We start from the raw sequence: 21,448 nt of genomic DNA, 5'->3' as shown, positions 1-21,448 counted from the left end.
ACGGTTGTTTCAGTACCTTCTTGCAATAGCTGTTTCACGGATGCTGTTTCAGACGGGCCAGCGCGTTTTCCATGCCACGGGCAACGGTGGTCGCCAGTGGTGTGCACAGCACCCAGGGCAACGCGATCAGTGCAATGCTGAGCGAGCCCAGATAGACATCGCTGAACCAGTGAGCGCCGACCATGATCCGCGGAGCGCTCAGCAGTACCACGAACGCCAGACTGCACAGGGCGATACGGCGCGGTGCGAAGGCCAACATGAAACTCGCGAATACCATCAGCATCAGGCCGTGATCCCCCGGGAAGCTGTTCGACGCCGAATCCTTGGTCTTGAAGGACACCAGCTCGGAGAGATGCTGTGCGTGGCTGAAAAAGCGCGTCGGGCTGGCATGGCCATAGCTGATGGCGCGCAGCACGAACAGCGAGAGCAGGCCCGCCGTCATCAGCATGGTGATGCCGATGCTGGTCCAGCGGCGATAGCGGGCAGGCTGTTGATCATTGAGCATCGCCCAGCAGAACAATACCCCCATCATGGCGAAGGCCACGGCGTCGAAGGCGCGCGTGTTCAGAATGCCGAGCAGCGTGTCCCAGTGCGGATTGAGCGGTGTGATGAACTGGTTGAAGTCCCAGAAGACATCGCTGTCGAGGGTGGGCCAGAAATCCAGCGCCGGTATCCACCAGCACGCCAGCAGCGCCACTCCCAGCGCATTCAGGAGCACCAGTCGTCGCAGGTTGAATCCTGTCTGCGGCCTGTGCGAGCGAGGCGGGGGCGAGGGTTGCGCGTGCGGGGCCTGCTGCGAACCACTGATTCGCTGTGAAGACGCAGTATCAGCGGCGTGCAAGGAAGGACTGTCGGGGGCGGCGGGAGTCATGTCGTATCAGCTCTGCGGGGCTCATGTCGGGATAGGCGCACTCAGGTCGGTAGCTCGCTTGGCCCGGTGGCCAGAGGACTCGAGACAGGCGACGCTGAGTGGCGATCTGGTCGAAATTCTAGAGCAGACTCCGCTTTGAAAACACTGTTTTCAAGGTCGGCGAGGTGGACAGATGGTTGCGTCCATCGCGCTGCTGGCAAGCCGGCGGCAGTCCGGCAGGTGACACTCAGGCGCATGTCGTGAGGGCCTGTCGTTCATGACAGCCGTGCGCATGATCGCTACCCTTGCTGTCATGTCCGTTCCTTACCCACCGTTCTTTCCGTCTGCCGGGAGACTGCCGTTGCCGGCAATGCCACTGGCGGGCGCCACAGGAGTCATCCATGTCCGTTACCGTGCGTCGTCTATCGCGTTATACCTCCGTGGGGTTCGCTATTTACTTGCTGGCTGGCTGCGCGGCCATGACACAGCATCCGCAGGGCAGTGCCTCATCGGGTGCCGCTGCTCCTGCCCTGGTGGGCACCCAATGGAGTTTCTCCGCCACGGATGCCAGTGAAGAGGCCGCCAACTTCCTGTTGCAGCCCCCCAGTCAGCAGCAGCTGGCAGACGAGGAGGATGACCGTCTGCGTCTGGTCGGCAGCAATGGTTGCAATCGCCTGATGGGGCCGGTGGTACTGGATGAGTCGCGTCAGACGCTGGATATCGGCCCGCTGGCCTCGACCATGAAGATGTGCCCCAACCCCGAGCAGTCCAACGCCTTCAATCGCATGCTCGAGGATGTGGCCAGTTACCAGATCATCGGCAGCGGTGAGAGCGCTCGGCTGCGCGTGATGGATGACACCGGCTATCTGCTGGCGACCTTCATGCCGCTGGAAGGCGCCGCCGAGTAATTGCTCGGCGCGCTTGTGAGGGCGATTCGCGAGCGGGCTGCCAGAAACGAGAAAGCCCCCTGCACCGTTCGGTGCAGGGGGCTTTTGCTTGCGTGAAGCGCGAGCGTGACTTACAGCGCTTCGATCTTGACGCGCTGGCTTTCCAGCAGCGCAAGTTCCGCCTGGGCGTCGGCCAGCTTGGCGCGCTCCTTCTCGACCACATCAGCCGGTGCACGACCGACGAACTTCTCGTTGCCGAGCTTGTTCTCGAGGCCGGTGATGACCTTCTGCTGCTTCTCGTGCTCCTTGTCGATGCGCTTGAGCTCGGCTTCCTTGTCGATCAGGCCTGCCATCGGCACCAGCACTTCCAGCTCACCGACGCGCTGTATGGCGGACATCGGGGCTTCGTCGCCTGCCGCCAGGAAGGTGATGCTTTCCAGACGTGCCAGCTTGGAGAGGAACAGGCGGTTGGCTTCCAGGCGCTCGGCATCGCCAGCTGCGCCGTTCTGCAGGAAGACTTCCAGCGGTTTGGCCGGTGACAGGTTGAGCTCACCGCGCACGTTGCGGATGGCGATGATGATGCCTTTCAGCCACTCGATATCGCGGATGGACTGCTCATCGATCCGGTCGGCTTCGGCCTGCGGCCACGCCTGACTCATGATGCTCTCGCCTTCCACCGGCTTGCCGGCGTGCGGTGCGATACGCTGCCAGATCTCCTCGGAGATGAACGGCATCATCGGGTGGATCAGGCGCAGGATGGTCTCGAGGGCACGCACCAGGGTGCGACGCGTGCCGCGCTTGGCCTCGATGCTGGCGTTGTCATCCCACAGAACCGGCTTGGACAGCTCCAGATACCAGTCGCAGTACTCGTTCCAGATGAACTCGTAGAGCGCCTGGGAGGCGTGGTCGAAGCGGAACTCTTCCAGCGCGCGGGTGACCTGCTGCTCGGTCTGCTGCAGGCGCGCGATGATCCAGCGATCGGCCAGCGACAGTTCGACGGCTTCGCCATTGACGCCGCAATCCTGGTCCTCGGCATTCATCAGCACGTAGCGCGCCGCATTCCACAGCTTGTTGCAGAAGTTGCGATAGCCATCGAGACGGCCCATGTCGAACTTCACGTCACGCCCGGTGGAGGCGAGTGACAGCAGGGTGTAGCGCAGCGCATCGGTACCGTGAGGCTCGATGCCTTCCGGGAACTCGTTGCGCGTGGCCTTGGCGATCGCCTTGGCCTTCTTCGGCTGCATCATGTTGCCGGTACGCTTCTCGACCAGCTCCTCGATGCCGATGCCGTCGATCAGGTCGATGGGATCGAGCACGTTGCCCTTGGACTTGGACATCTTCTGACCGAGGCTGTCACGCACCAGACCATGCACGTAGACCTTGCGGAACGGCACTTCACCCTTGAACTTCAGGGTGAACATGATCATCCGCGCCACCCAGAAGAAGATGATGTCGAAGCCGGTGACCAGCACGTCGGTGGAGTGGAAGGTCTTGAGCTCTTCCGTGTCCGCCGGCCAGCCGAGGGTACCGAAGGTCCACAGCGCTGAGCTGAACCAGGTGTCGAGGACGTCTTCGTCCTGACGCAGTTCGACGTCGGCACCCAGGTTGTTCTCGGCGCGGACTTCCTCTTCATTGCGGCCGACGTAGACGTTGCCGTCGTTGTCGTACCAGGCCGGAATGCGGTGGCCCCACCACAGCTGACGCGAGATGCACCAGTCCTGCAGGTCGCGCATCCACGCGAAGTACATGTTCTCGTAGTTCTTGGGCACGAACTCGATGTCGCCGTTCTCGACCGCTTCGATGGCCGGACGCGCCAGCTCCTCGACGGCCACGAACCACTGGTCCGTCAGCAGCGGCTCGATGACATCGCCGGAGCGGTCACCGTGCGGCAGGGTGTTGTTGACGGCCTCGACCTGCTCCAGCAGGCCCAGCGCGTCCATGTCGGCGACCAGCTTCTCGCGCGCGACGAAGCGATCCAGACCGGCGTAGGCGGCCGGCAGGCTGGCGTCTTCCTGGGGCTGCGGACGGCCCTGGAGGTCATAGATCTCGGCGCGCTCCAGGATGGTGGCATCCTGGCTCATCACGTTGATCAGCAGGTGGCCCTGACGCTTGCCGACTTCGTAGTCATTGAAGTCGTGGGCCGGGGTGATCTTGACGCAACCGGAGCCCTTTTCCATGTCGGCGTGTTCATCGGCGACGATGGGGATGCGACGGCCGACCAGCGGCAGTTCGATGAACTTGCCGACCAGGCTTGCGTAGCGCTCATCCTTGGGATTGACGGCCACGCCGGTGTCACCCAGCAGGGTTTCCGGGCGCGTGGTGGCGACGATGACGTAGTCCTTGCCATCGGCGGTCTTGACGCCATCGGCCAGCGGGTAGCGGAAGTGCCAGAAGCTGCCCTGCTGATCGCGGTTCTCGACTTCGAGATCGGAAATCGCGGTGTGCAGGGTCGGGTCCCAGTTGACCAGACGCTTGCCGCGGTAGATCAGGTCTTCCTTGTGCAGGCGCACGAAGACTTCCTGCACCGCCTTGTAGAAGCCGTCATCCATGGTGAAGCGCTCGCGCTTCCAGTCGATGCTGGTGCCCATGCGACGCAGCTGGCGGGTGATGTTGCCGCCGGACTCTCCCTTCCACTCCCAGATCTTGTCGGTGAAGGCTTCGCGGCCGAGGTCATGGCGGGTCTTGCCTTCTTCGGCGGCGACCTTGCGCTCGACCAGCATCTGGGTGGCGATACCGGCGTGGTCGGTGCCTACCTGCCACAGGGTGTTGCGACCCTGCATGCGGCGCCAGCGGACCAGGGTGTCCATGATGGAATCCTGGAAGGCGTGGCCCATGTGCAGGGAGCCGGTGACGTTGGGCGGCGGGATGACCAATGAGAAGCTCTCGCCCTGGCCTGACGGCGCAAAGCGGTTGTCGGATTCCCAGCGCTCGTACCAGCGCGTCTCGATGGCGTTCGGTTGGTAGGTCTTGTCCATGGGTCTGCATTGATCCGGTTGGGCGGGGCGTCCCGCGCCGGCTCAAGGAGCGGTCAGCGCAGGCAGAAAATGGGCTCGATTATAGCGCCGCTGATGACGGGCGTCATTCGGTCTTGGCGGGCAGGCCCTCGTGGCGTCTGGCAGACGCTGTTTTCACAAAGCAGGCAACATCCACGCACTGATGCCGTATCCTGTTGCGACCTCATGACGCCGAGGCTTGCCGCCTCGCACACTTCCCATTCTCTCACGCTCGCGGAGCCGCAATGTCCAAGCCTCGCCCCACGGACGGTGCCCCTCGTCCGACACGTCGTTGGGTCTGGCATGAACTGCTGCGTCATGCGCTGGTGCCATTGCTGGTGCTCGAGGTGGCGCTGCTGGGCTGCTATCTGGTGTTGCACTGGCTGGTCTCCGGGCAGCAGGACTCCACGCGCAGTGAGCTGGTGAATACCCAGCTCGAGCAGCTGACCCATTACGAGGCAGAGCACATCAGCCTGCTGGCGGACAACTGGCGCAGTGATGCCCGCCAGCTGGCGCGCAGCACTCTGCGTCACATGGACACCCCCGTGACGACCCGCCAGCGCGAGCAGGAGCTAAAGCGCCACATGAGCGCGGGCGACGGCACCCTGTACGTCGCCGAGAACGATGGTGGTGCCGGCTCCTATTACTCCTCGCTGGTGCCCAGCTATCTGCAGGACCACGACAAGGTGGTGCGCCTCTCGGCAATGGATGCCCAGGTGTCGGACATGCTCGCCACGCAACCCGAGCTGCGCCAGATCTGGTTCTCCGGCTACGACGGCTATTTCCGCATGTTGCCGTGGACCGATACCCGCAACATCTTCACGCCCGGCGTCGACCTCACCAGCTACGGCTTCTACTACCTGGCGGATGACCGCAACAACCCGAGTCGTGGCGCCGTCATCACGCCGCCCTACCAGGACCCGGTCGGCAGCGGCTGGCTGGTCTCGACGCTGATGCCGGTCCATCGCGGCGACTTCCTCGAAGGCGTGGTCGGCATCGACGTCACCCTCGATTCTCTGGTCGAGCGGCTCGAGCATGCCGAGCTGCCCTGGGGCGCCTATCTGATTCTGGTGAGTGACGATGTCGTCATGGCCATGCCGAGGGTCGGCGAGCAGGATTTCGGCCCCCAGCCCGTCCCTGAAGTGGTGCCGATGCCGCTGCTGCACGATCGCTTCCTCGATACGGCGCATGATGTCGAGAACTCCCCGGCCATGGCGCACCTGCTGCGCAGCATCTCGGATGAGGCGCAGGGCGTGCGCAGCGTTTCCTTACTCGCCGGTGAGCGGCTGGTCGGCTGGCAATCGGTGCCGGGCACCGACTGGCGGTTGCTGGCGGTGGTGGATGCGCAGCAGGTCAACAGCGGCATCGATATCTGGAATGAGCGTTTCAATCAGCTGGGCTACGTGATGCTGGTGGGGCTGATCCTGTTCTTCTTCGCCCTGCTGGTGGTGATGCGTTGGCGAGCCGAGGCCATGGCGGCCACCCTGTCCGAATCACTGGCACGTCTCAGCGACATGGCGCTGCGCATCGGTCGCGGTCAGCCCGTGGTGCGCGAGCGCTTCCAGCTGCAGGAGCTGGACCAGGCCGGTGAGGCGCTGCGCGAAGCGGCCCAGCGGCGCGACCAGATCGAGCTTGAACGCGCCGAGGGTGCGCGCCACGTCGAGATGGTGATGGCGGCCTCCGGCGATGCCACCTGGCGCTATGACTTCGATCAGGACGATCTCTACCTGCACGAGAATTTCTTCCTGATGCTGGGGCTGCCGGTACGCGCCAGCATGCATCTGGCGGACCTTGACGCCATGACGCACCCGGAAGACCTCGTCGGCCTGCTCGAGGCGCGCTGGCGGGTCATGCACGGTGAGAGCTGGGCCGAGGCGCGCGACGTGCGCTACCGGCATGCGCGTGGTCACTGGATCTGGGTGCAGATTCGCGGCCAGATCACCCGGCGTGATCATGAGGGCCGGCCACAGCGCGCCACCGGGCTGGCGCTGGACATCCAGCGCCACAAGCAGTCACTCAAGCTGCTGGAGGCGGCCCGCGACAGTGCCACCGAGGCCAGCCAGTCCAAGTCTCGTTTCTTCTCGAGTTTCAGTCACGAGATTCGCACCCCGCTCAACGCCATCATGGGCTTCACGGATCTGCTCTGCGAGGAAGCCGACCTGACCCGCGAGCAGCGCCGCTACGTGGATGAGGCCAGTCATGCGGCGGCGCAGCTGTCGGCGCTGATCGAGGACGTGCTGCAGATGTCGAGTCTGGAAGCCGGTGACCTGCCGCTGGACTGCCAGCCCCTCTCGGTGGGCCAGAAGCTGATACGACTGGCAGGGCAATATCAGCCGCGTCTGGAGAGCGCCAACCTGACGCTATCGCTGGCACTGGAAGGCGAGTCACTGTGGCTGAATGCCGACCAGCGGCGCCTGGATCAGATTCTCGGCAACCTGATGGGCAATGCCATCAAGTACAACCGCGAGGGGGGCTGGATTCGTCTGGCCATTGGCCAGGAGCGCAATGCCAGCGGAGTGGAGATGGGCTGGGTGGAAATCACCGATGGCGGCTTCGGCTTTGATTCCGCGCAGGCGGTCCAGCTGTTCCAGCCGTTCTCGCGTCTGGGACGAGAAGATTCAGGCATCGAGGGCACCGGGCTCGGGCTGGCGCTGTCGCGGGAGCTCGCCCGCCGCATGGGCGGTGACATCACGGCGCGGGGCGAGCTGGGCGAAGGCGCCAGCTTCCGGGTCTGGTTGCCGCTGGCGGATGTCAGCGCCCATGAGCGCGTCGTCCAGGCGGCGTGGTCGGCGGAGAAGGTGCTGCCGGTGCCCTGTCGCTGGCTGGTGATCAGCACCCGGGCGCAGGACCGTCTGCGCCTCGAGGTGATCGGCAGTCACGTCGCCAATCTGGAGATCATCATCGCCAGCAGTGCGGCCCAGGCGTTGCGTCTGGTGCGAGATGTCTGCCCGTGTCTGGTCATCTTCGGCGATGTGCCGGACATGAACGTGGCGGCGCTGTTCGCCGAGATCCAGCGCATGCCGCGCGAACTGCCGTTGTGGGCCGTGCGTATCGGGGAGCGTCACGCCAGCGAGGCCGCAGGCGGCCTGCCCGAGGCCTTCTTCGACAATGGTGAAAGTCCGCCGAGCATGGCCGATATCGAGCGCTGGATGACGCATCTGATGGTCAGCTTCCAGCGTGCCTGCGATACGGACCGCTGACGCATGGCGTGTCGCTCAGCTGACGCCCTTGAGCTGATGCGAGCGCACGGCATAACCGCGTGACTTGTAGGTACGCCAGCATTCGCGCTTGGTCACCAGCACATCCTGATGCTGATTGATGATCTCGGCGACGCGCTCGAAGCGTGAGAACCATTCGGGGATCTCGGGGTGCAGGTTGAGCAGTGCCTCGATACCCGGCGCCGGGGCGTCCTGCCAGCCGATGGTGACCGGCGGGCGCGGCACGTCATCGGCGTGTTCGGCCTCGCGGGCGGCCATGTCGAGATCGATATCCAGCGCATGGGGCACGAAGCTTTCCGGGCGGAACTGCCACAGATGCTCATCGAACTGACGCGCCATCGCCTCGTCCTCGACATGCACATGCAGGCGAAAGCCCTTGGCGTGGATGGTCTCGGCCAGCCGGCAGGCGAATTCCAGCCGGGCTTCCAGCGTGGTGTCGGGCAGGATGTAGAAGTCGATCTGGGTCATGGGCACCGCTCGGGCAAGGAATTCTCGAGCGCTCAGGATACCGCACTCGCCGCGCGGCTTCGATGCAGCCTGCCTCCCGTGACGTCTTTCCGCAGTCAGATATCAGTGCGCCAGAAACCCCAAGGCCCGCCTCTTTCGAGGCGGGCCTTGGGGTTTCGGTCATCCTTCAAGCCACAGGGGCAGGCTCGAGGGCTTGTTCCAGAGCACTAATACCAGAGCACTTATGCCAGACGCGTCATCCAGCCGCGCGTGTCTTCGGCGCGACCGTATTGCAGATCCAGCAGCTGGCTGCGCAGACGCATGGCGACATCACCGGCGTTGACGGTCAGGTCGAGGCGACCTTCTTCACTGACCAGCTCGCCCACCGGTGTGATGACGGCGGCGGTACCGCAGGCGAACACCTCGGTGATCTCGCCGGAGGCGATGCCTTCACGCCACTCGTCGATGCTGATCGGGCGCTCTTCCGGCGTCAGACCCAGATCGGTCGCCATGGTCAGGATGGAGTCCCGGGTGACACCTTCCAGAATGGTGCCGGTCAGGCGCGGCGTGACCAGACGGCCGTTCTTGAAGACGAAGAACAGGTTCATGCCACCCAGTTCCTCGACCCACTTGTTCTCGGCGGCGTCCAGGAACACGACCTGGTCACAGCCATTGGCGGAAGCTTCGCTCTGCGCGGCCAGTGAGCCCGCGTAGTTGCCGCCGCACTTGGCGAAACCGGTACCGCCGGCGGCCGCACGGTTGTAGTGCGAGGACAGCCAGATGGAGACCGGCTTGATGCCGCCCTTGAAGTAGGCCGCCACCGGTGAGGCGATCACGTAGTAATCGACTTCACGCGACGGACGCACGCCGAGGAAGGCTTCGCTGGCGATCATGAACGGACGCAGATAGAGGCTGCATTCGTCACTGACGCTGGCCGGAGTCGGCACCCAGGCGCTGTCCTGCGCGAGCAGGGCCTTGAGCGAGCCGACGAAGTCCTCGTCGGACAGCTCCGGCAGTGCCAGACGGCGGGCGGAGTTGCGGAAACGTGCGGCGTTCTTCTCGGGGCGGAAGGTCCACACCGAGCCGTCTTCATGACGGTAGGCCTTGATGCCTTCGAAGATTTCCTGGGCGTAGTGCAGTACCGAGGCGGCGGGGTCGAGGCTCAGCGGGCCGTAGGGGCGGACTTCATGGCCGTGCCAGCCGCCATCGGCGGTCCAGCGTACATGGGCCATGTGATCGCTGAAGTGACGGCCGAAGCCGGGATTGGCCAGAATGGTGTCACGAACGGCAGCATCCGCCGGTTGCGTGGACGCGCGGACGTCGAAGCCTTTGGTCACGTGGGTGTCTCCGTAGCAGCGAGACCCCCGACGCGGAACGCCGGGGGTCGAATCATTTTTATAGGACCTCTCGGGTCAGCGGTGCCGAGTGGCGTCGCGACCCGCGTGTCTCAACGCTAGCATGCTATCGAGAGCATGCGAAGCCTCAGACGGTCTCTTCCTGCGGGGCGCTGAGTTCCGCTTCGCGGTCCAGCAGGTATTGGGTCAGAAGGCCCACCGGGCGGCCGCTGGCGCCTTTCTGCTTGCCGGACATCCAGGCGGTGCCGGCGATGTCCAGATGCGCCCACGGGAAGGTGTCCGCGAAGCGGGACAGGAAGCAACCTGCGGTGATCATGCCGGCTTCGCGACCGCCGATGTTGGCGATGTCGGCGAAGTTGGAATCCAGCTGCGTCTGATACTCGTCCCACAGCGGCATGTGCCAGGCGCGGTCCCAGGCTTCTTCGCCGGCGTCGAGGAGGTCGAGCGCCAGGTCATCATCGTTGGAGATCAGACCGGTGGCGTGATTGCCCAGCGCGATGACGCAGGCGCCGGTCAGAGTGGCGATGTCGACGACGCTGGCCGGCTCGAAGCGCTCGGCGTAGGTCAGCGCATCGCACAGCACCAGACGGCCTTCGGCGTCGGTGTTGAGGACTTCGACGGTCAGACCCTTCAGGGTCTTGATGATGTCGCCCGGCTTGGTGGCGCGGCCGTCCGGCATGTTCTCGGCGCTGGCCACGATGGCCACCACGTTGAGCTTGGGCTTGAGTTCCAGCACGGTGCGCATGGTGCCGAACACGCTGGCAGCGCCGCCCATGTCGTACTTCATCTCGTCCATGCCGGCGCCCGGCTTGAGCGAGATGCCGCCGGTATCGAAGGTGATGCCCTTGCCGACCAGCACGTGCGGGGCTTCGTTCTCGTCTTCCGCGCCGCGGTATTCCATCACGATCAGGCGGCTCGGCTCTTCACTGCCGCGGCCGACCGACAGCAGGGACAGGGCGCCGAGCTCCTCGAGCTCTTCCTCGCCGAGCACGGTCACTTTCAGGGCGCCATCGGAGGCGGCACCCAAATGCTCGGCACGCTCGCCCAGATAGCGCGGCGTGCAGATGTTGCCCGGCAGATTGCCCAGCGTGCGCGCTTCATTGACGCCCATGCCGATGGCAGCACCGACGCGCAGGCCGGCTTCCAGTTCGGCCTGACGCTGCTTGTCGGCACTAACCACGCTCAGGCGGGTCAGAGAGACGGGCTCGCCCGGCTTGCTCTTCATCTCGGTGAAACGATAGGCAGTGCGCAGTGCGCTCTCGGCGATCATGCGCGCCATCCAGTCAGCCTCACGCAGCTCGAGATTCAGCTCGAGGCCAGCGAAGGCCGCGTCTTCGATGGGCAGCTTGAGCAGGGCAGTCATGGCGGCGTCGAGGCCACGCTTGTAACGGCTTTCGTCGAGCTTTTCCTCACTGCCGAAACCGGCCAGCAGCAGGCGCTGAGCGCCGAGGCCCGGAGCGAAGGGCACCAGCAGGGTATTGCCGAGCTCGGGCTTGAAGTCGCCGCGCTCGATCAGCTGGGAGATCAGCTTCTCGCTGGCATCGTCGAGTCGTGCCGCAGCACCGGTGAGGTCGCCCTCGATGACAGGTACCACGATGCAGGCGGTTTCAAGCTGGGCCGGATTGGCAGTGACTACAGGAAATTCCATGGCAACTCCACGCGCGCGAGTGAGGGTACGAAGATGAACAGTACAAGGATGAAGGATGTCGTCAGGCCAGGCGTGCCCGGCTCGCGGCGACATCGGGGTCATGGTCTGGATGGGGGCGCAGACCGCTCATGACAAGCTGAGCTGGCATGCACGAGTGAGGGCAGTCCATCATGTCAGGCTGTCCACGTGCAATGCCTGCAGCCGCGACAAGGCAGCATCCTTTCTGGATAATGCTGCTGCATGAGGGGGAGCCGCTCCCGTCCAGTCTTCAGACCCGTGCCGCCAGTGTACGCAAAGGCTGCGCACCATGCATGAGGGGGATGATGCCTTCATGTGATCACGACCATTCCTCCACCGGCTATCATCGATCTGGTCAACACGCTCGCTTGCGAGCGGGAAACAGGAGTTCCACTTGATCATCTTCCGCTACCTGACACGCGAGATACTCACCACCATGGCCGCCGTGGCCGGGGTGCTGATGCTTGTCATCATGGGCAGCCGATTCATCCGCTATTTCAGTGATGCGGCGGAGGGGGATTTCCCGGCATCGATTCTCGGCAGCCTGATGCTCTATCACCTGCCGGGTTTCTTCGAACTGCTGCTGCCGCTGTCCTTCTTCCTCGCCGTGTTGCTGGCCTTCGGTCAGCTGTACATGAACAGCGAGATCACCGTGCTGGTCGCCTGTGGCGTCGGCCCGGAGCGCCTGCTGCGGGTCACCCTGCTGCCGGCGCTGTTGATCACGGCGCTGGTCGCGGCCTGCAGCCTCTATCTGACGCCTGCCGGCGCGCTCAAGAATGAGCTGTTGCTCGAGCAGCAGAAGCAGAAGACCGACTTCTCGATTCTCGGTGCGGGGCGCTTCCAGGAGATCGGCAATCGCACCGTCTATGCCGAGAGCATGAGCGATGACAACAGCGAGCTGGAAAACGTCTTCATCGCCGAGGCAGGTGACAGCAATGCCGCCAGCACGCCCGACAGCGAACCGAGCCAGTCGGTGGTGCGCGCCGAGCGTGCCTTCCAGGAAGTCAGCCCCGAGACCGGCAGTCGCTATCTGGTCTTGAGCGACGGCACGCGCTACGGGGTGGAGCCCGGCAAGGCGATCGCCCAGCGACTGGGGTTTGATCGCTACGGCGTGCGCATCACCGAGGGCCAGGACGCCGCGGCCCTCAAGGAGGACATCGAGCTTGCGACCACGGCACAGCTCTGGGCTTCCGATACCCCGGAGGCCAAGGCCCAGCTGCAGTGGCGCATCTCGCTGCCGTTGATGGTGCCGATCCTGATGCTGATCGGCCTGCCGCTGGCACGCGTCAATCCGCGTCAGGGGCGTTTTGCACGCCTGCTGCCGGCCATCTTCGTGCATATCACCTATCTCAGCCTGTTGATCGCGGCGCAGAATGCCGTCGCATCCGAGAAGTACCCGGCCGCCATCGGCCTGTGGCCCATTCACGGCGTCTATCTGGCGCTCGGCATCTGGCTGAGCTGGCGCGACAACCGCGGAGGTGGCCGCTGATGCTGCTTGATCGTCTCGACCGTTACATCGCCCGCAATGTGCTGGTGGCCATGCTGGTGGTGCAGGTACTGATTCTCGGGCTCGACCTGATGATCACCTACATCAATGATCTGGGGGATGTGAAAGGCGACTACGGCGCCTTTGAAGTGCTCCTCTATCTGCTGATGCGTCTGCCGTCGCGCTTCTACGAATTCGTGCCGGTCGGCGTACTGCTGGGCGCCCTGATCGGGCTGGGCAGCATGGCCTCGAGCAATGAGCTGACCATCATGCGCGCCGCCGGTCGCTCACTGACGCGCATTCTGTGGGGCGTGATGAAGCCGCTGGGGCTGGTCATCGCCATCACCATGGCGGTCGGTGAATATGTCGCCCCTGTCACCGAACTGCAGGCCGACGCCTGGCGCGCCGAGAAGCAGCAGGGCGCAGGCGCCGTCTACGCGGAAGGTGGCGGCTGGCAGCGCGAGGGTAATGACTATTACCGTTTCGGCTCGATTCGCAGCGATGATGTGGTGCTCAACGTGACCCGTTATCGCTTCGATGACGAGCGCCACCTGACCCAGGCGCTCTACGCCAGGCGCGCCGTCTGGGAGAGCGATGGCTGGACGCTGGAGGCGGTGCAGACCACCACCTTCGAGTCTCAGGATGGCGAGCCGAGCGCCACCACGGTGGCTCAGCAGGAGACCCGCGAGTGGGACACCCAGCTGACGCCGGACCTGCTCAAGCTGGTCATCAGCGACCCCAAGCAGCAGTCAGCCTCCGACCTGTGGCGCTATTCCCGCTATCTGCAGGACCAAGGGCTGTCGGCCAATCAGCCGCTGCTCTACTTCTGGCAGAAGATTCTGCAGCCGCTGACACTGGCGGCGCTGGTGCTGGTGGCCGCCTCCTTCGTGTTCGGGCCCTTGCGCACGGTGGCGGCGGGGACGCGGGTCTTCTACGGCATCGTGGTCGGCCTGCTGTTCAAGTATCTGCAGGACCTGCTCGCCCCGGCCTCGGTGGTGTTCGGCTTCGCGCCCATCTGGGCGGTGCTGGCGCCGATGCTGGCCTGTTACGTGATCGGCCTGCTGCTGATCCGGCGCAGTGGCTAGGGGCGCCCCGCACTCTCGCCGCCGTCTCGACCCGCAGGGAGCGCGCCCTGCGGGCCTGATGCGGCGTCTGGGCGGCGTGGTCTATGACGCCTTCCTCGTGATGGCGTTGTTGATCGTGCTGGGCTTCATCGGCGTTGCCGTCAATGGCGGTGAGGCCAATCAGTCGCCGCTGTTCCGCAGTCTGTTGCTGGTGGCGATGTTCGCCTTCTTCGGCGGCTGCTGGAGCCGCAGTGGCATGACGCTGGGCATGCAGGCCTGGCGACTGCGCATCGAGACGCCACAGGGTCATGTCCCGACGCTGCAGCAGTGCCTGATACGCTTCGTGGTTGCCGGGCTGTCATTGGGCGCCTGCGGGCTGGGGTACGTCTGGCAGCTGTGGGACCCTGAGCAGCGCAGCTGGCAGGACATCGCCTCCGGCACTCGCGTGGTGGTGCTGCCCAAGCCGCGGCGCGAGTGAGGCACCGTGCATGAAGACAGTGACCTCAGCCAGACGTGATCTCAGCCAGATAAAAAACGCCCCGGCAGTCATCGACTGGCGGGGCGTTGTGTTTTCCGCGAGTGCAGGGCTTGTTCAGACGCCCAGCAGGCCATCCAGGCGCGTGATGATGCGCTCCACGCTGGCGCGCGACACCACCAGGCTGTCTTCCTGTGCCGCCGTCTCGGGCAGCTCGCGCGGCAGGTCGATCACCGCGGTGCCCATGCCTTCCAGGCGCACGCCCTCACGATAACGCACGAAGGACAGCTGACCGATCGGGCGCTGGCCATCGTGATCGAGGCGCGCCAGACGCGTGAAGGCGCTGACGGTATCGAGCACCGGCGCGCTGGTCAGCGGCAGATGTGTCAGGCGCCATGCCAGCCAGCCATCGATGTCGACGGCTTCATCGCGCAGGGTGGCGAACCAGTGGCGCGCCTGATCCAGGCGGTAGCGAGCACGGCCCTGCTTGTCGAGCCATAGCACGTCGGCGCTGGCCTGGCGCGGGCTTTCCAGCTCGCCCGGCAGGTACAGCCAGGATTCGGTCAGGCGTTGCAGGGCGCCCGGCAGCGGCTCATCCAGGGTGCGCTCGTTGAGGGAGTCCAGCGCCGCGCTCAGGTCGCCCTGTTCCGCGCTCTCGCCGGTGTTGGAGTAACCGACGTTGTAGCGCCAGACGCGGTCGGAAATTTCCTGGGTGACCACGTGGTCATGGGGCAGAGCGATATGGCTCATCAGTTCACGCGCGTTGCAATGCTCATCCACCAGGCCTTCACGGCGGGCTTCACGATAGAGATTGCGCAGCAGCGGGGTCAGCGGCAGACGGTGGTGGTCACCGAAGCAGCTGCCGGCGTCGCGGACGGCGTCCAGATCAAGTGGCAGGTGGGACGTGGCGTGATGATCGGCGGTGGCGAGTTGTACTGACATGATATCGGGCTCCTTGCGGATTGGCGTTCGGAAATCGGCAGATAGGGCAACAGCAGACGGATTCAGGCCGGTCACGGCTTCAGCATGGCGCCCATCATCGGCATGCCGATGCGGGTCATGGCCATGAGGAGGCGGAGCGACGGAATCTCTTGCAGTGTCCTGTTCATGTTCTTTCCTGATTGCCTGGCGGGGCGTGGCAGTCATTTGCCTTCATCGTGACGCGGCGCTTCCCGTGAGCGAGGAGCTAGGCTGCGTTCGAGTGACCCGCCTGAGTGATCGGCTAGCGATGACTCATTATGTTTTGGTGCGATTGTTTTTCGAATTGCATAAAAAATCGTTATACATACTAGCGGCCTCGTGTGAAATCGCAACCCTACCTTTCTGTCAGCCACGAGCCATCATTCTTTATACGGCGCTGGCTTTCCCCACGGCAATCGCTTTGTGAGGCTGATGTGGCCTGCTTATGACATCGTGTGTTCCGCAACCGCAAACCGGCCAGAAATCGCCTCGCTAAGTATTTGATATAACGTGTGAATGAGAATTTTTTGCAGTCAGGTGTTGCGCATGTTTCTGCGAATCATTTACATTTGTCTCACTTGGAGTGAGCGAGGTGAGCCATGTACGTCTGTCTGTGCAAAGGTGTGTCAGACCACAAGATCCGCGAAGTCGTGGAACAGGGAGCGCGCAGCTTCCGCGAAGTCCGTGAGCAGACCGGCTGCGCGACCCAGTGCGGCAAATGTGCCTGCATGGCCAAGACCATCACTCGCGAAGCGGTCGCGCGTGAAATGATGCCGGCAGAGGATCTCGCCTACGCGGTGTGATGCAGGCTCGAGCCGAGGCTCGCCTGCCGGCGACTGACACTCCAGTCGCCGCGCTGTCCATTGCTGCGTGATCCGTTCTCGTTGAATCCCGGCAAGTGCTCGCCTGCCTGACGCCCGCCACCTGGTCTCAAGACCGGGTGGCGGGCGTTTTCGTATGGGCGCCAGGCAATCCGGTGTCGGTCGCCACATGACAACGCGGATACCAATCTTTCCCATTTGCGCCTAAAAGTCGATAACTTGTTGGTATGTCTCGAAAAATTCATGTTTTTGCGCCATACTTGCTGCACCTGACCGATAGGGCACGCCTGACGTGCCCGCGCTGCGGCTGATGCATGCCGTCATCAGGCGCAGCACAGAACCTGACGCAAGCAGCAACCCTGACAAGAGAGGAATGGCGACATGAAAGGCGATCCCAAGATCATCGAGCATCTCAACACCATACTGGCCAACGAACTGGTCGCCATCAATCAGTACTTCCTGCATGCACGCATGTACAAGGACTGGGGCCTCAAGCGCCTGGCCAAGTGGGAATACGACGAGTCCATCGAAGAGATGCGTCACGCCGACACCCTGATCGAGCGCATCCTGTTCCTGGAAGGTCTGCCCAACCTGCAGGACCTCGGCAAGCTGCGCATCGGCGAGAACACCAAGGAAATGCTCGAGTGCGATCTGGCGCTGGAGCACCAGGCACATGGCGATCTGAAGGAAGCGATCGCCTACGCCGAGCAGGTTCGTGATTACACCTCGCGTGATCTGTTCCGCAAGATCCTCGACGACGAGGAAGAGCACATCGATCACCTGGAGACCGAGCTGGGCCTGATCGAGAAGGTCGGCATCGAGCTCTACCTGCAGAAGCAGATCCACCACGAGATCGACTGATCCCGTGGCGGCTCGCTGAGCCGTGCCGAAACGAAAACGCCCCCGCTGCCGATGGCAGCGGGGGCGTTTTGTCTTCAGTGGCGCAGAACCGGCTTACTTGCCCAGTTCATTGACCAGCAGCGCTTCGACAGCCGCGATGCGGGCGTCTAGGCTCGCCTTGTCGGCGGCCAGCAGCGTGATGTGGCCGATCTTGCGCCCCGCACGCGGCGCCTTGCCGTAGTCGTGCAGACGCGCGCCGGGGATGGCGAGCACGGCGTCACGTTCCGGCATGCGGCCGATGATGTTGAGCATCGCGCAGGGCGTGAGCAGTGCGGTCTCGCCCAGCGGCATGCCGGCGACGGCACGCAGGTGATTCTCGAACTGGCTGGTGACGGCGCCTTCGATGCTCCAGTGCCCCGAGTTGTGCACACGCGGTGCGATCTCGTTGGCCAGCAGGCGCTCGCTGCCATCGGCGTCCTTGACGACGAAGAACTCGAAGGCCATCACGCCGACATAGTCGAGCTCGTGCATCACCTTGAAGGCAGCCGCCTCGGCTTCGGCCTGCAGGCCGTGGGAGTCGAGCGGCGTGGAGCAATGCAGGATGCCGCTGCGATGTTCATTGCGCGACAGCGGCCAGGCGCGTGTCTCGCCATCGCGACCGCGTACCGCGATCACCGAGACTTCGTGATCGAAGGCGATGAAGCCTTCCAGGATCAGCGGCACGCTGCCGAGTTCGGCGAAGGTGTCGGCGACGTCGGCCATTTCGCGCAGCACCTTCTGGCCCTTGCCGTCATAGCCCAGCGTACGTGTCTTGAGCACGGCGGGCAGACCGATGGTCGCGACGCCCGCTTCAAGGTCCGCCTGGCTGTCGACCAGCGCCAGCGGCGGCACCTCGATGCCCAGACGCATGAACAGCGACTTCTCGCTCCAGCGGTCACGCGCGGTATCCAGGGCGCCAGCCGGCGGGAAGGTCGGGCGCTCGGCCGCCAGACGCGCGACGGCGTCCGCCGGCACGTTCTCGAACTCGAAGGTGATGGCGTCAGAGGCCGCCACCAGCTGCGTCAGGGCCGCATCATCCTGCCAATCGGCGCAGAGATGATGACCGTGGACGCGACCGCAGGGCGAATCCGAAGGATCAAGGAAGGTGAAGCGGGCATTCAGGGCGGCGCCGGCCTGAGCCAACATGCGGCCCAGCTGACCGCCGCCGACGATACCGAAGCGGAACGGCTGGCTCATGGCTTACTCGCCTCCGTGGGACAGGCTGGGTGCGTCGGGGCGCGGGTCCGGATTGTCGAGCACACGGTCGGTCTGCTCGGCACGGAAGTTGATCAGCGCGGTGCGGATAGCCGGGTACTTGTTGGCCAGCTGGCTGGCGGCCAGCAGCGCGGCATTCACGGCACCGGCGCGGCCGATGGCCAGCGTGCCGGTGGGGATGCCGGCGGGCATCTGCACGATGGAGAGCAGGGAATCGACACCTGACAGCATGCTGGACTGCACCGGCACGCCCAGCACCGGCAGCCAGGTCTTGGCGGCACACATGCCCGGCAGGTGCGCCGCGCCACCGGCACCGGCGATGATGACCTCGAGGCCACGCTCGGCAGCGGTATCGGCATAGTCGAACAGCAGGTCGGGCGTGCGATGGGCAGAGACGACCTTGACCTCGTGTTCGATCCCCAGCGCTTCCAGGGTTTCGACCGTATGGCACATGGTCGCCCAATCCGATTTTGATCCCATGATGACACCAACCAGTGCGCTCATGCTTCCTCCGCTCTTGACGTGGTATGAACCAGCTCACAGCGCCTGTCAGACGTGCCGGGCAGTGCGCTGTGTGGGCGTGGCCGAGCCGCGCGGGCAGATCATGCCCGCAAGCGGCTCAATGCGTATGTCTGGAAAAACAAGCGGCGCAGTATAGCACCGCGACCGACAGGCGGCATGTACCTGTCTGGTCGGTCAGGATGTGGGTGCGGCAAGACCGCGGATCAGCAGGACCACGCCGAGACCAGCGCGAAGCGTGGCACCGGCTCGCCCTGGATCTCGACGTTCTCCATGAACATGCTCAGCGGACGCACCCACAGCCCGCATTCACCATAAAGAGCACGATAGACCACCAGCAGTTCTTCGGTCTCGCTGTGGCGACTGGTGCCGATCACTTCGTACTGCGCGCCCTTGTAGTGGCGGTAGAGGCCCGGCACGGGACGATTTTCCGGCAGCGGCGGCATGGCAGGCAGGTCAGTCATGGCGATTTCCTTGAGGGTGAAGCCAAAAGCGATAAGCAAGAAGCGGTGAAGCCAGTAGCGAGAAGCGAGAAGCAGGCGTATCAGTCGGCAGCGTTCGGCGCATCAGCCACAGAGGTGTCATCAGCGACAGGCGTGGCCTTGGCGCCGCGGCGTGCGATGCGCGCCAGCGCGCGGGCAGCGGCGGTGAAGCCGAAGCTGCCGGTGACGAAGGTGGCCGCGCCGAAGCCGCCGGCGCAATCCAGACGCGTGGCGCTGTCGCCGGGCTTGGTGGCACATACCTCGCCGTCGGCGCCGGGGTAGGTCAGTTGCTCGTCGGAATAGACGCACTCGACATCGAACCGGCGCTTCAGGTTGCGACTGAAATTGTAGTCGCGACGCAGCAGTGAGCGAACGCGCGCCAGCAGCGGGTCCTGCTCGGTGCGGGCGAGATCGCCGATCTGGATGCGCGTCGGGTCGAGCTGGCCACCGGCGCCGCCCGTCACGGTCAGGCCCAGCTTGCGACGCTTGCACCAGGCGATCAGCGCCGTCTTGGCGGGCACGCTGTCGATGGCGTCGATGACGTGATCGAGGTCGTCGTGGATCAGCTCGGCGAGATTGTCCGGCGTGACGAAGGCCGAGATGGCGTGGATCTTCATCTGCGGCGCAATCAGTTGGCAGCGCTCGGCCAGCACCTCGACCTTGGGACGGCCGATCTGGCCATCCAGCGCATGCAGCTGCCGATTGACGTTGGACACGCAGACATCATCGAGATCGATCAGCGTCATCTCGCCGATGCCGGAGCGAGCCAGCGCCTCGGCGCTCCAGCTGCCGACGCCGCCGACCCCGATCACCGCGACATGCGCGTGGCGGAAGTGGGCGAAGGCACTGGCACCGTAGAGGCGGCGGATGCCACCAAAGCGGAAGTCGTAGTCGTCTTCTGCGGGGGCCTGACTGGCAGCGCCGGCCGCAAAGAAGCTCTCCAGCATCCGTTCGCTGGCGGAGGGCGTGCTGTTGTGAGTCGACGGCTCGCCTGTGTGCTTGCGGTCAGGGCTCTGTTCTTCAGAGCTTTTGTTTTCAGAGCTTTTATTGTCAGAGCTCTGCTGTTCTGGGCTCATGTCGGTCGAGTCCGGGGTGTCGGAAGAGGTGGTCATGCGCAGCTCGCGAATCTCGGGGGAACGGGTGGCAGTCAGCAGGGACGCGCTCAGTCAGCCAGGTCGCCGGCGGGCGCATCGAGCCAGTGTCTGGTCGGGCGCTCTGTTAGATGTTCAGCGTAGCGTTCGGGCAGATGGCCCAGCCAGCCGAAGCGCTCCATCAGTGCCGCGTAGGCACCATCTGGCGGACACGACAGGCTCAGCCAGCCGCCCTCGGGATGGGGGAGCTCGAGCCCGACAGCCGCCAGCAGCAGGCGGGGGCATTCCAGTGTCGTGGCGAAGTAGCGATTGTAGTTGCCCTTGCCATGCTTGGCGTCGCCGATGATCGGGTAACCACGGCGTGACAGGTGACGGCGAATCTGATGGCGGCGGCCGGTCAGCGGACGGGCCTCGACCAGCGAGAAGCGCGACTGCGGGTAGCGATCGATGGCGATGGGCAGCTCGACCTGTGCCAGGCGGCGCGTGTCGGTGATGGCTTCCTGCTCCGGCATCTCGGCCTTGGGCAGCTTGCCATCTTCCTTGCGCAGGCCGTAATCGAGGCGTTGCTGCTCGGGCGCGACGCCGCGCACTATCGCCAGATAGCGCTTGCTGACCTGCTGCTCCTCGAAGGCGGTGCTCAGCTTGCGCGCCGCCTGGGGTGAGAGGCCGAACACCATCAGCCCTGATGTGGGGCGATCGAGGCGATGCACGGGGAAGACATGCTGGCCGATCTGGTCGCGCAGGCGCTGAAGCAGAAACTCGGTCTCGTGCTTGTCGATGGGGCTGCGGTGCACCAGCAGGCCCGATGGCTTGTGGACCACCACCAGCACTTCATCCTGGAACAGGATGTCGAGTGGCTCGGCGGGTCCAGTCAGCTCAACCGGCTCGGCCGGCTCAGTCACCTCAGCAGACTTGGCCTCGAGAGGCGTTGGCGTGGTGTCCGCCATCGGCGCAGGTGTCTGAGGCGCCGTCGGCGCGTCGGAGTGCGGAGCATCAGGAGAAGAGGGCATGGGCATCACGGCAGCAGGAAGACGAAAGCC

General features: G+C 64.3%; 18 protein-coding genes. 7 read left to right on the top strand and 11 right to left on the bottom strand.

Annotated elements, in window-relative coordinates; all coding sequences use genetic code 11:
* Nucleotides 1–34 precede the first annotated feature (34 nt).
* Nucleotides 35–718, bottom strand: coding sequence for a phosphatase PAP2 family protein (locus ACJJV2_RS15730; RefSeq protein ID WP_405282125.1), 684 nt, complete (start codon nucleotides 716–718; stop codon nucleotides 35–37).
* 533 nt (nucleotides 719–1,251) lie between these two features.
* Here ACJJV2_RS15730 and ACJJV2_RS15725 point away from each other — a divergent pair.
* Entirely contained in the window at nucleotides 1,252–1,758 is a 507-nt protein-coding gene (locus tag ACJJV2_RS15725; RefSeq protein ID WP_405282123.1) for an META domain-containing protein, read from the top strand.
* 110 nt (nucleotides 1,759–1,868) lie between these two features.
* On the opposite strand, the gene ACJJV2_RS15720 is transcribed toward ACJJV2_RS15725, so the two are convergent.
* Nucleotides 1,869–4,712, bottom strand: coding sequence for a valine--tRNA ligase (locus tag ACJJV2_RS15720; protein ID WP_405282121.1), 2,844 nt, complete (start codon nucleotides 4,710–4,712; stop codon nucleotides 1,869–1,871).
* A 263-nt stretch (nucleotides 4,713–4,975) separates the two neighbouring features.
* Here ACJJV2_RS15720 and ACJJV2_RS15715 point away from each other — a divergent pair, with 263 nt between their 5' ends.
* Nucleotides 4,976–7,930, top strand: coding sequence for an ATP-binding protein (locus tag ACJJV2_RS15715; protein WP_405282118.1), 2,955 nt, complete (start codon nucleotides 4,976–4,978; stop codon nucleotides 7,928–7,930).
* Between the two features lie 15 nt (nucleotides 7,931–7,945).
* On the opposite strand, the gene ACJJV2_RS15710 is transcribed toward ACJJV2_RS15715, so the two are convergent.
* The 3 genes from ACJJV2_RS15710 to ACJJV2_RS15700 form a co-directional block, all read right to left on the bottom strand.
* Entirely contained in the window at nucleotides 7,946–8,416 is a 471-nt protein-coding gene (locus ACJJV2_RS15710) for a DNA polymerase III subunit chi (protein ID WP_043333207.1), read from the bottom strand.
* Nucleotides 8,417–8,637: 221 nt separating this feature from the next.
* Entirely contained in the window at nucleotides 8,638–9,732 is a 1,095-nt protein-coding gene (locus ACJJV2_RS15705; protein WP_405282116.1) for a branched-chain amino acid aminotransferase, read from the bottom strand.
* Between the two features lie 145 nt (nucleotides 9,733–9,877).
* Nucleotides 9,878–11,398 (bottom strand): leucyl aminopeptidase, encoded by a 1,521-nt coding sequence (locus ACJJV2_RS15700; protein ID WP_405282114.1) that lies wholly within the window; start codon nucleotides 11,396–11,398, stop codon nucleotides 9,878–9,880.
* Between the two features lie 412 nt (nucleotides 11,399–11,810).
* Here ACJJV2_RS15700 and lptF point away from each other — a divergent pair, with 412 nt between their 5' ends.
* Genes lptF through ACJJV2_RS15685 form a run of 3 tightly spaced genes read left to right on the top strand, consistent with a single transcriptional unit; the run spans nucleotide 11,811 to nucleotide 14,444 of the window.
* A complete protein-coding gene (lptF, locus tag ACJJV2_RS15695) occupies nucleotides 11,811–12,905 on the top strand; it encodes an LPS export ABC transporter permease LptF (RefSeq protein WP_405282112.1) in 1,095 nt (364 codons plus the stop codon).
* On the top strand, nucleotides 12,905–13,987 hold the full coding sequence (gene lptG, locus ACJJV2_RS15690) for an LPS export ABC transporter permease LptG (protein ID WP_213113694.1): 1,083 nt from the start codon (nucleotides 12,905–12,907) through the stop codon (nucleotides 13,985–13,987). The genes lptF and lptG overlap by 1 nt, the downstream gene beginning before the upstream one ends.
* Entirely contained in the window at nucleotides 13,980–14,444 is a 465-nt protein-coding gene (locus tag ACJJV2_RS15685; RefSeq protein ID WP_235506925.1) for an RDD family protein, read from the top strand. Before lptG ends, ACJJV2_RS15685 begins: the two co-directional genes overlap by 8 nt.
* A 114-nt stretch (nucleotides 14,445–14,558) precedes the next feature.
* Here the strand turns inward: ACJJV2_RS15685 and ACJJV2_RS15680 are convergent, their stop codons facing one another.
* A complete protein-coding gene (locus ACJJV2_RS15680) occupies nucleotides 14,559–15,383 on the bottom strand; it encodes a hypothetical protein (protein WP_107335632.1) in 825 nt (274 codons plus the stop codon).
* A 617-nt stretch (nucleotides 15,384–16,000) separates the two neighbouring features.
* On the opposite strand from ACJJV2_RS15680, the gene ACJJV2_RS15675 reads away from it, so the two are divergent.
* Complete coding sequence (locus ACJJV2_RS15675; protein ID WP_043333196.1) at nucleotides 16,001–16,204, top strand: bacterioferritin-associated ferredoxin; 204 nt, start codon at nucleotides 16,001–16,003, stop codon at nucleotides 16,202–16,204.
* A gap of 399 nt (nucleotides 16,205–16,603) precedes the next feature.
* On the top strand, nucleotides 16,604–17,083 hold the full coding sequence (bfr, locus tag ACJJV2_RS15670; protein WP_043333195.1) for a bacterioferritin: 480 nt from the start codon (nucleotides 16,604–16,606) through the stop codon (nucleotides 17,081–17,083).
* Between the two features lie 93 nt (nucleotides 17,084–17,176).
* On the opposite strand, the gene ACJJV2_RS15665 is transcribed toward bfr, so the two are convergent.
* The 5 genes from ACJJV2_RS15665 to ACJJV2_RS15645 all read right to left on the bottom strand — a co-directional run bounded on the left by ACJJV2_RS15665 (nucleotide 17,177) and on the right by ACJJV2_RS15645 (nucleotide 21,418).
* Nucleotides 17,177–18,298, bottom strand: a complete 1,122-nt coding sequence (locus ACJJV2_RS15665) for a 5-(carboxyamino)imidazole ribonucleotide synthase (RefSeq protein WP_279834747.1) — start codon at nucleotides 18,296–18,298, stop codon at nucleotides 17,177–17,179.
* A gap of 3 nt (nucleotides 18,299–18,301) precedes the next feature.
* Nucleotides 18,302–18,820, bottom strand: a complete 519-nt coding sequence (gene purE, locus ACJJV2_RS15660; RefSeq protein ID WP_043333193.1) for a 5-(carboxyamino)imidazole ribonucleotide mutase — start codon at nucleotides 18,818–18,820, stop codon at nucleotides 18,302–18,304.
* A 221-nt stretch (nucleotides 18,821–19,041) separates the two neighbouring features.
* The gene (locus ACJJV2_RS15655; protein ID WP_225996526.1) at nucleotides 19,042–19,299 is read right to left on the bottom strand and encodes a DUF1653 domain-containing protein; all 258 of its coding nucleotides are present in this window, start codon (nucleotides 19,297–19,299) and stop codon (nucleotides 19,042–19,044) included.
* An 80-nt stretch (nucleotides 19,300–19,379) separates the two neighbouring features.
* Entirely contained in the window at nucleotides 19,380–20,264 is an 885-nt protein-coding gene (gene tcdA, locus ACJJV2_RS15650) for a tRNA cyclic N6-threonylcarbamoyladenosine(37) synthase TcdA (protein ID WP_324692481.1), read from the bottom strand.
* A gap of 215 nt (nucleotides 20,265–20,479) precedes the next feature.
* Entirely contained in the window at nucleotides 20,480–21,418 is a 939-nt protein-coding gene (locus ACJJV2_RS15645) for a pseudouridine synthase (protein ID WP_405282107.1), read from the bottom strand.
* Nucleotides 21,419–21,448: the final 30 nt, after the last annotated feature.

Source organism: Cobetia sp. Ld8 (assembly GCF_045066615.1).
In the GTDB taxonomy this organism is placed as follows: Bacteria; Pseudomonadota; Gammaproteobacteria; order Pseudomonadales; family Halomonadaceae; genus Cobetia; species Cobetia amphilecti.
The sequence above is the reverse complement of the archived record's forward strand: the minus strand, read 5'-3'. Positions and strand labels throughout refer to the sequence as shown.

Bases quoted from the DNA above. Each gene is read 5' to 3' on its own strand.
- ACJJV2_RS15665 (WP_279834747.1), bottom strand. From the start codon at position 18,298: ATGAGCCAGCCGTTCCGCTTCGGTATCGTCGGCGGCGGTCAGCTGGGC.
- bfr (WP_043333195.1), top strand. From the start codon at position 16,604: ATGAAAGGCGATCCCAAGATCATCGAGCATCTCAACACCATACTGGCC.
- tcdA (WP_324692481.1), bottom strand. From the start codon at position 20,264: ATGCTGGAGAGCTTCTTTGCGGCCGGCGCTGCCAGTCAGGCCCCCGCA.
- ACJJV2_RS15715 (WP_405282118.1), top strand. From the start codon at position 4,976: ATGTCCAAGCCTCGCCCCACGGACGGTGCCCCTCGTCCGACACGTCGT.
- ACJJV2_RS15720 (WP_405282121.1), bottom strand. From the start codon at position 4,712: ATGGACAAGACCTACCAACCGAACGCCATCGAGACGCGCTGGTACGAG.
- purE (WP_043333193.1), bottom strand. From the start codon at position 18,820: ATGAGCGCACTGGTTGGTGTCATCATGGGATCAAAATCGGATTGGGCG.
- ACJJV2_RS15725 (WP_405282123.1), top strand. From the start codon at position 1,252: ATGTCCGTTACCGTGCGTCGTCTATCGCGTTATACCTCCGTGGGGTTC.
- ACJJV2_RS15710 (WP_043333207.1), bottom strand. From the start codon at position 8,416: ATGACCCAGATCGACTTCTACATCCTGCCCGACACCACGCTGGAAGCC.
- lptG (WP_213113694.1), top strand. From the start codon at position 12,905: ATGCTGCTTGATCGTCTCGACCGTTACATCGCCCGCAATGTGCTGGTG.
- ACJJV2_RS15680 (WP_107335632.1), bottom strand. From the start codon at position 15,383: ATGTCAGTACAACTCGCCACCGCCGATCATCACGCCACGTCCCACCTG.
- ACJJV2_RS15675 (WP_043333196.1), top strand. From the start codon at position 16,001: ATGTACGTCTGTCTGTGCAAAGGTGTGTCAGACCACAAGATCCGCGAA.
- ACJJV2_RS15655 (WP_225996526.1), bottom strand. From the start codon at position 19,299: ATGACTGACCTGCCTGCCATGCCGCCGCTGCCGGAAAATCGTCCCGTG.
- ACJJV2_RS15700 (WP_405282114.1), bottom strand. From the start codon at position 11,398: ATGGAATTTCCTGTAGTCACTGCCAATCCGGCCCAGCTTGAAACCGCC.
- ACJJV2_RS15645 (WP_405282107.1), bottom strand. From the start codon at position 21,418: ATGCCCTCTTCTCCTGATGCTCCGCACTCCGACGCGCCGACGGCGCCT.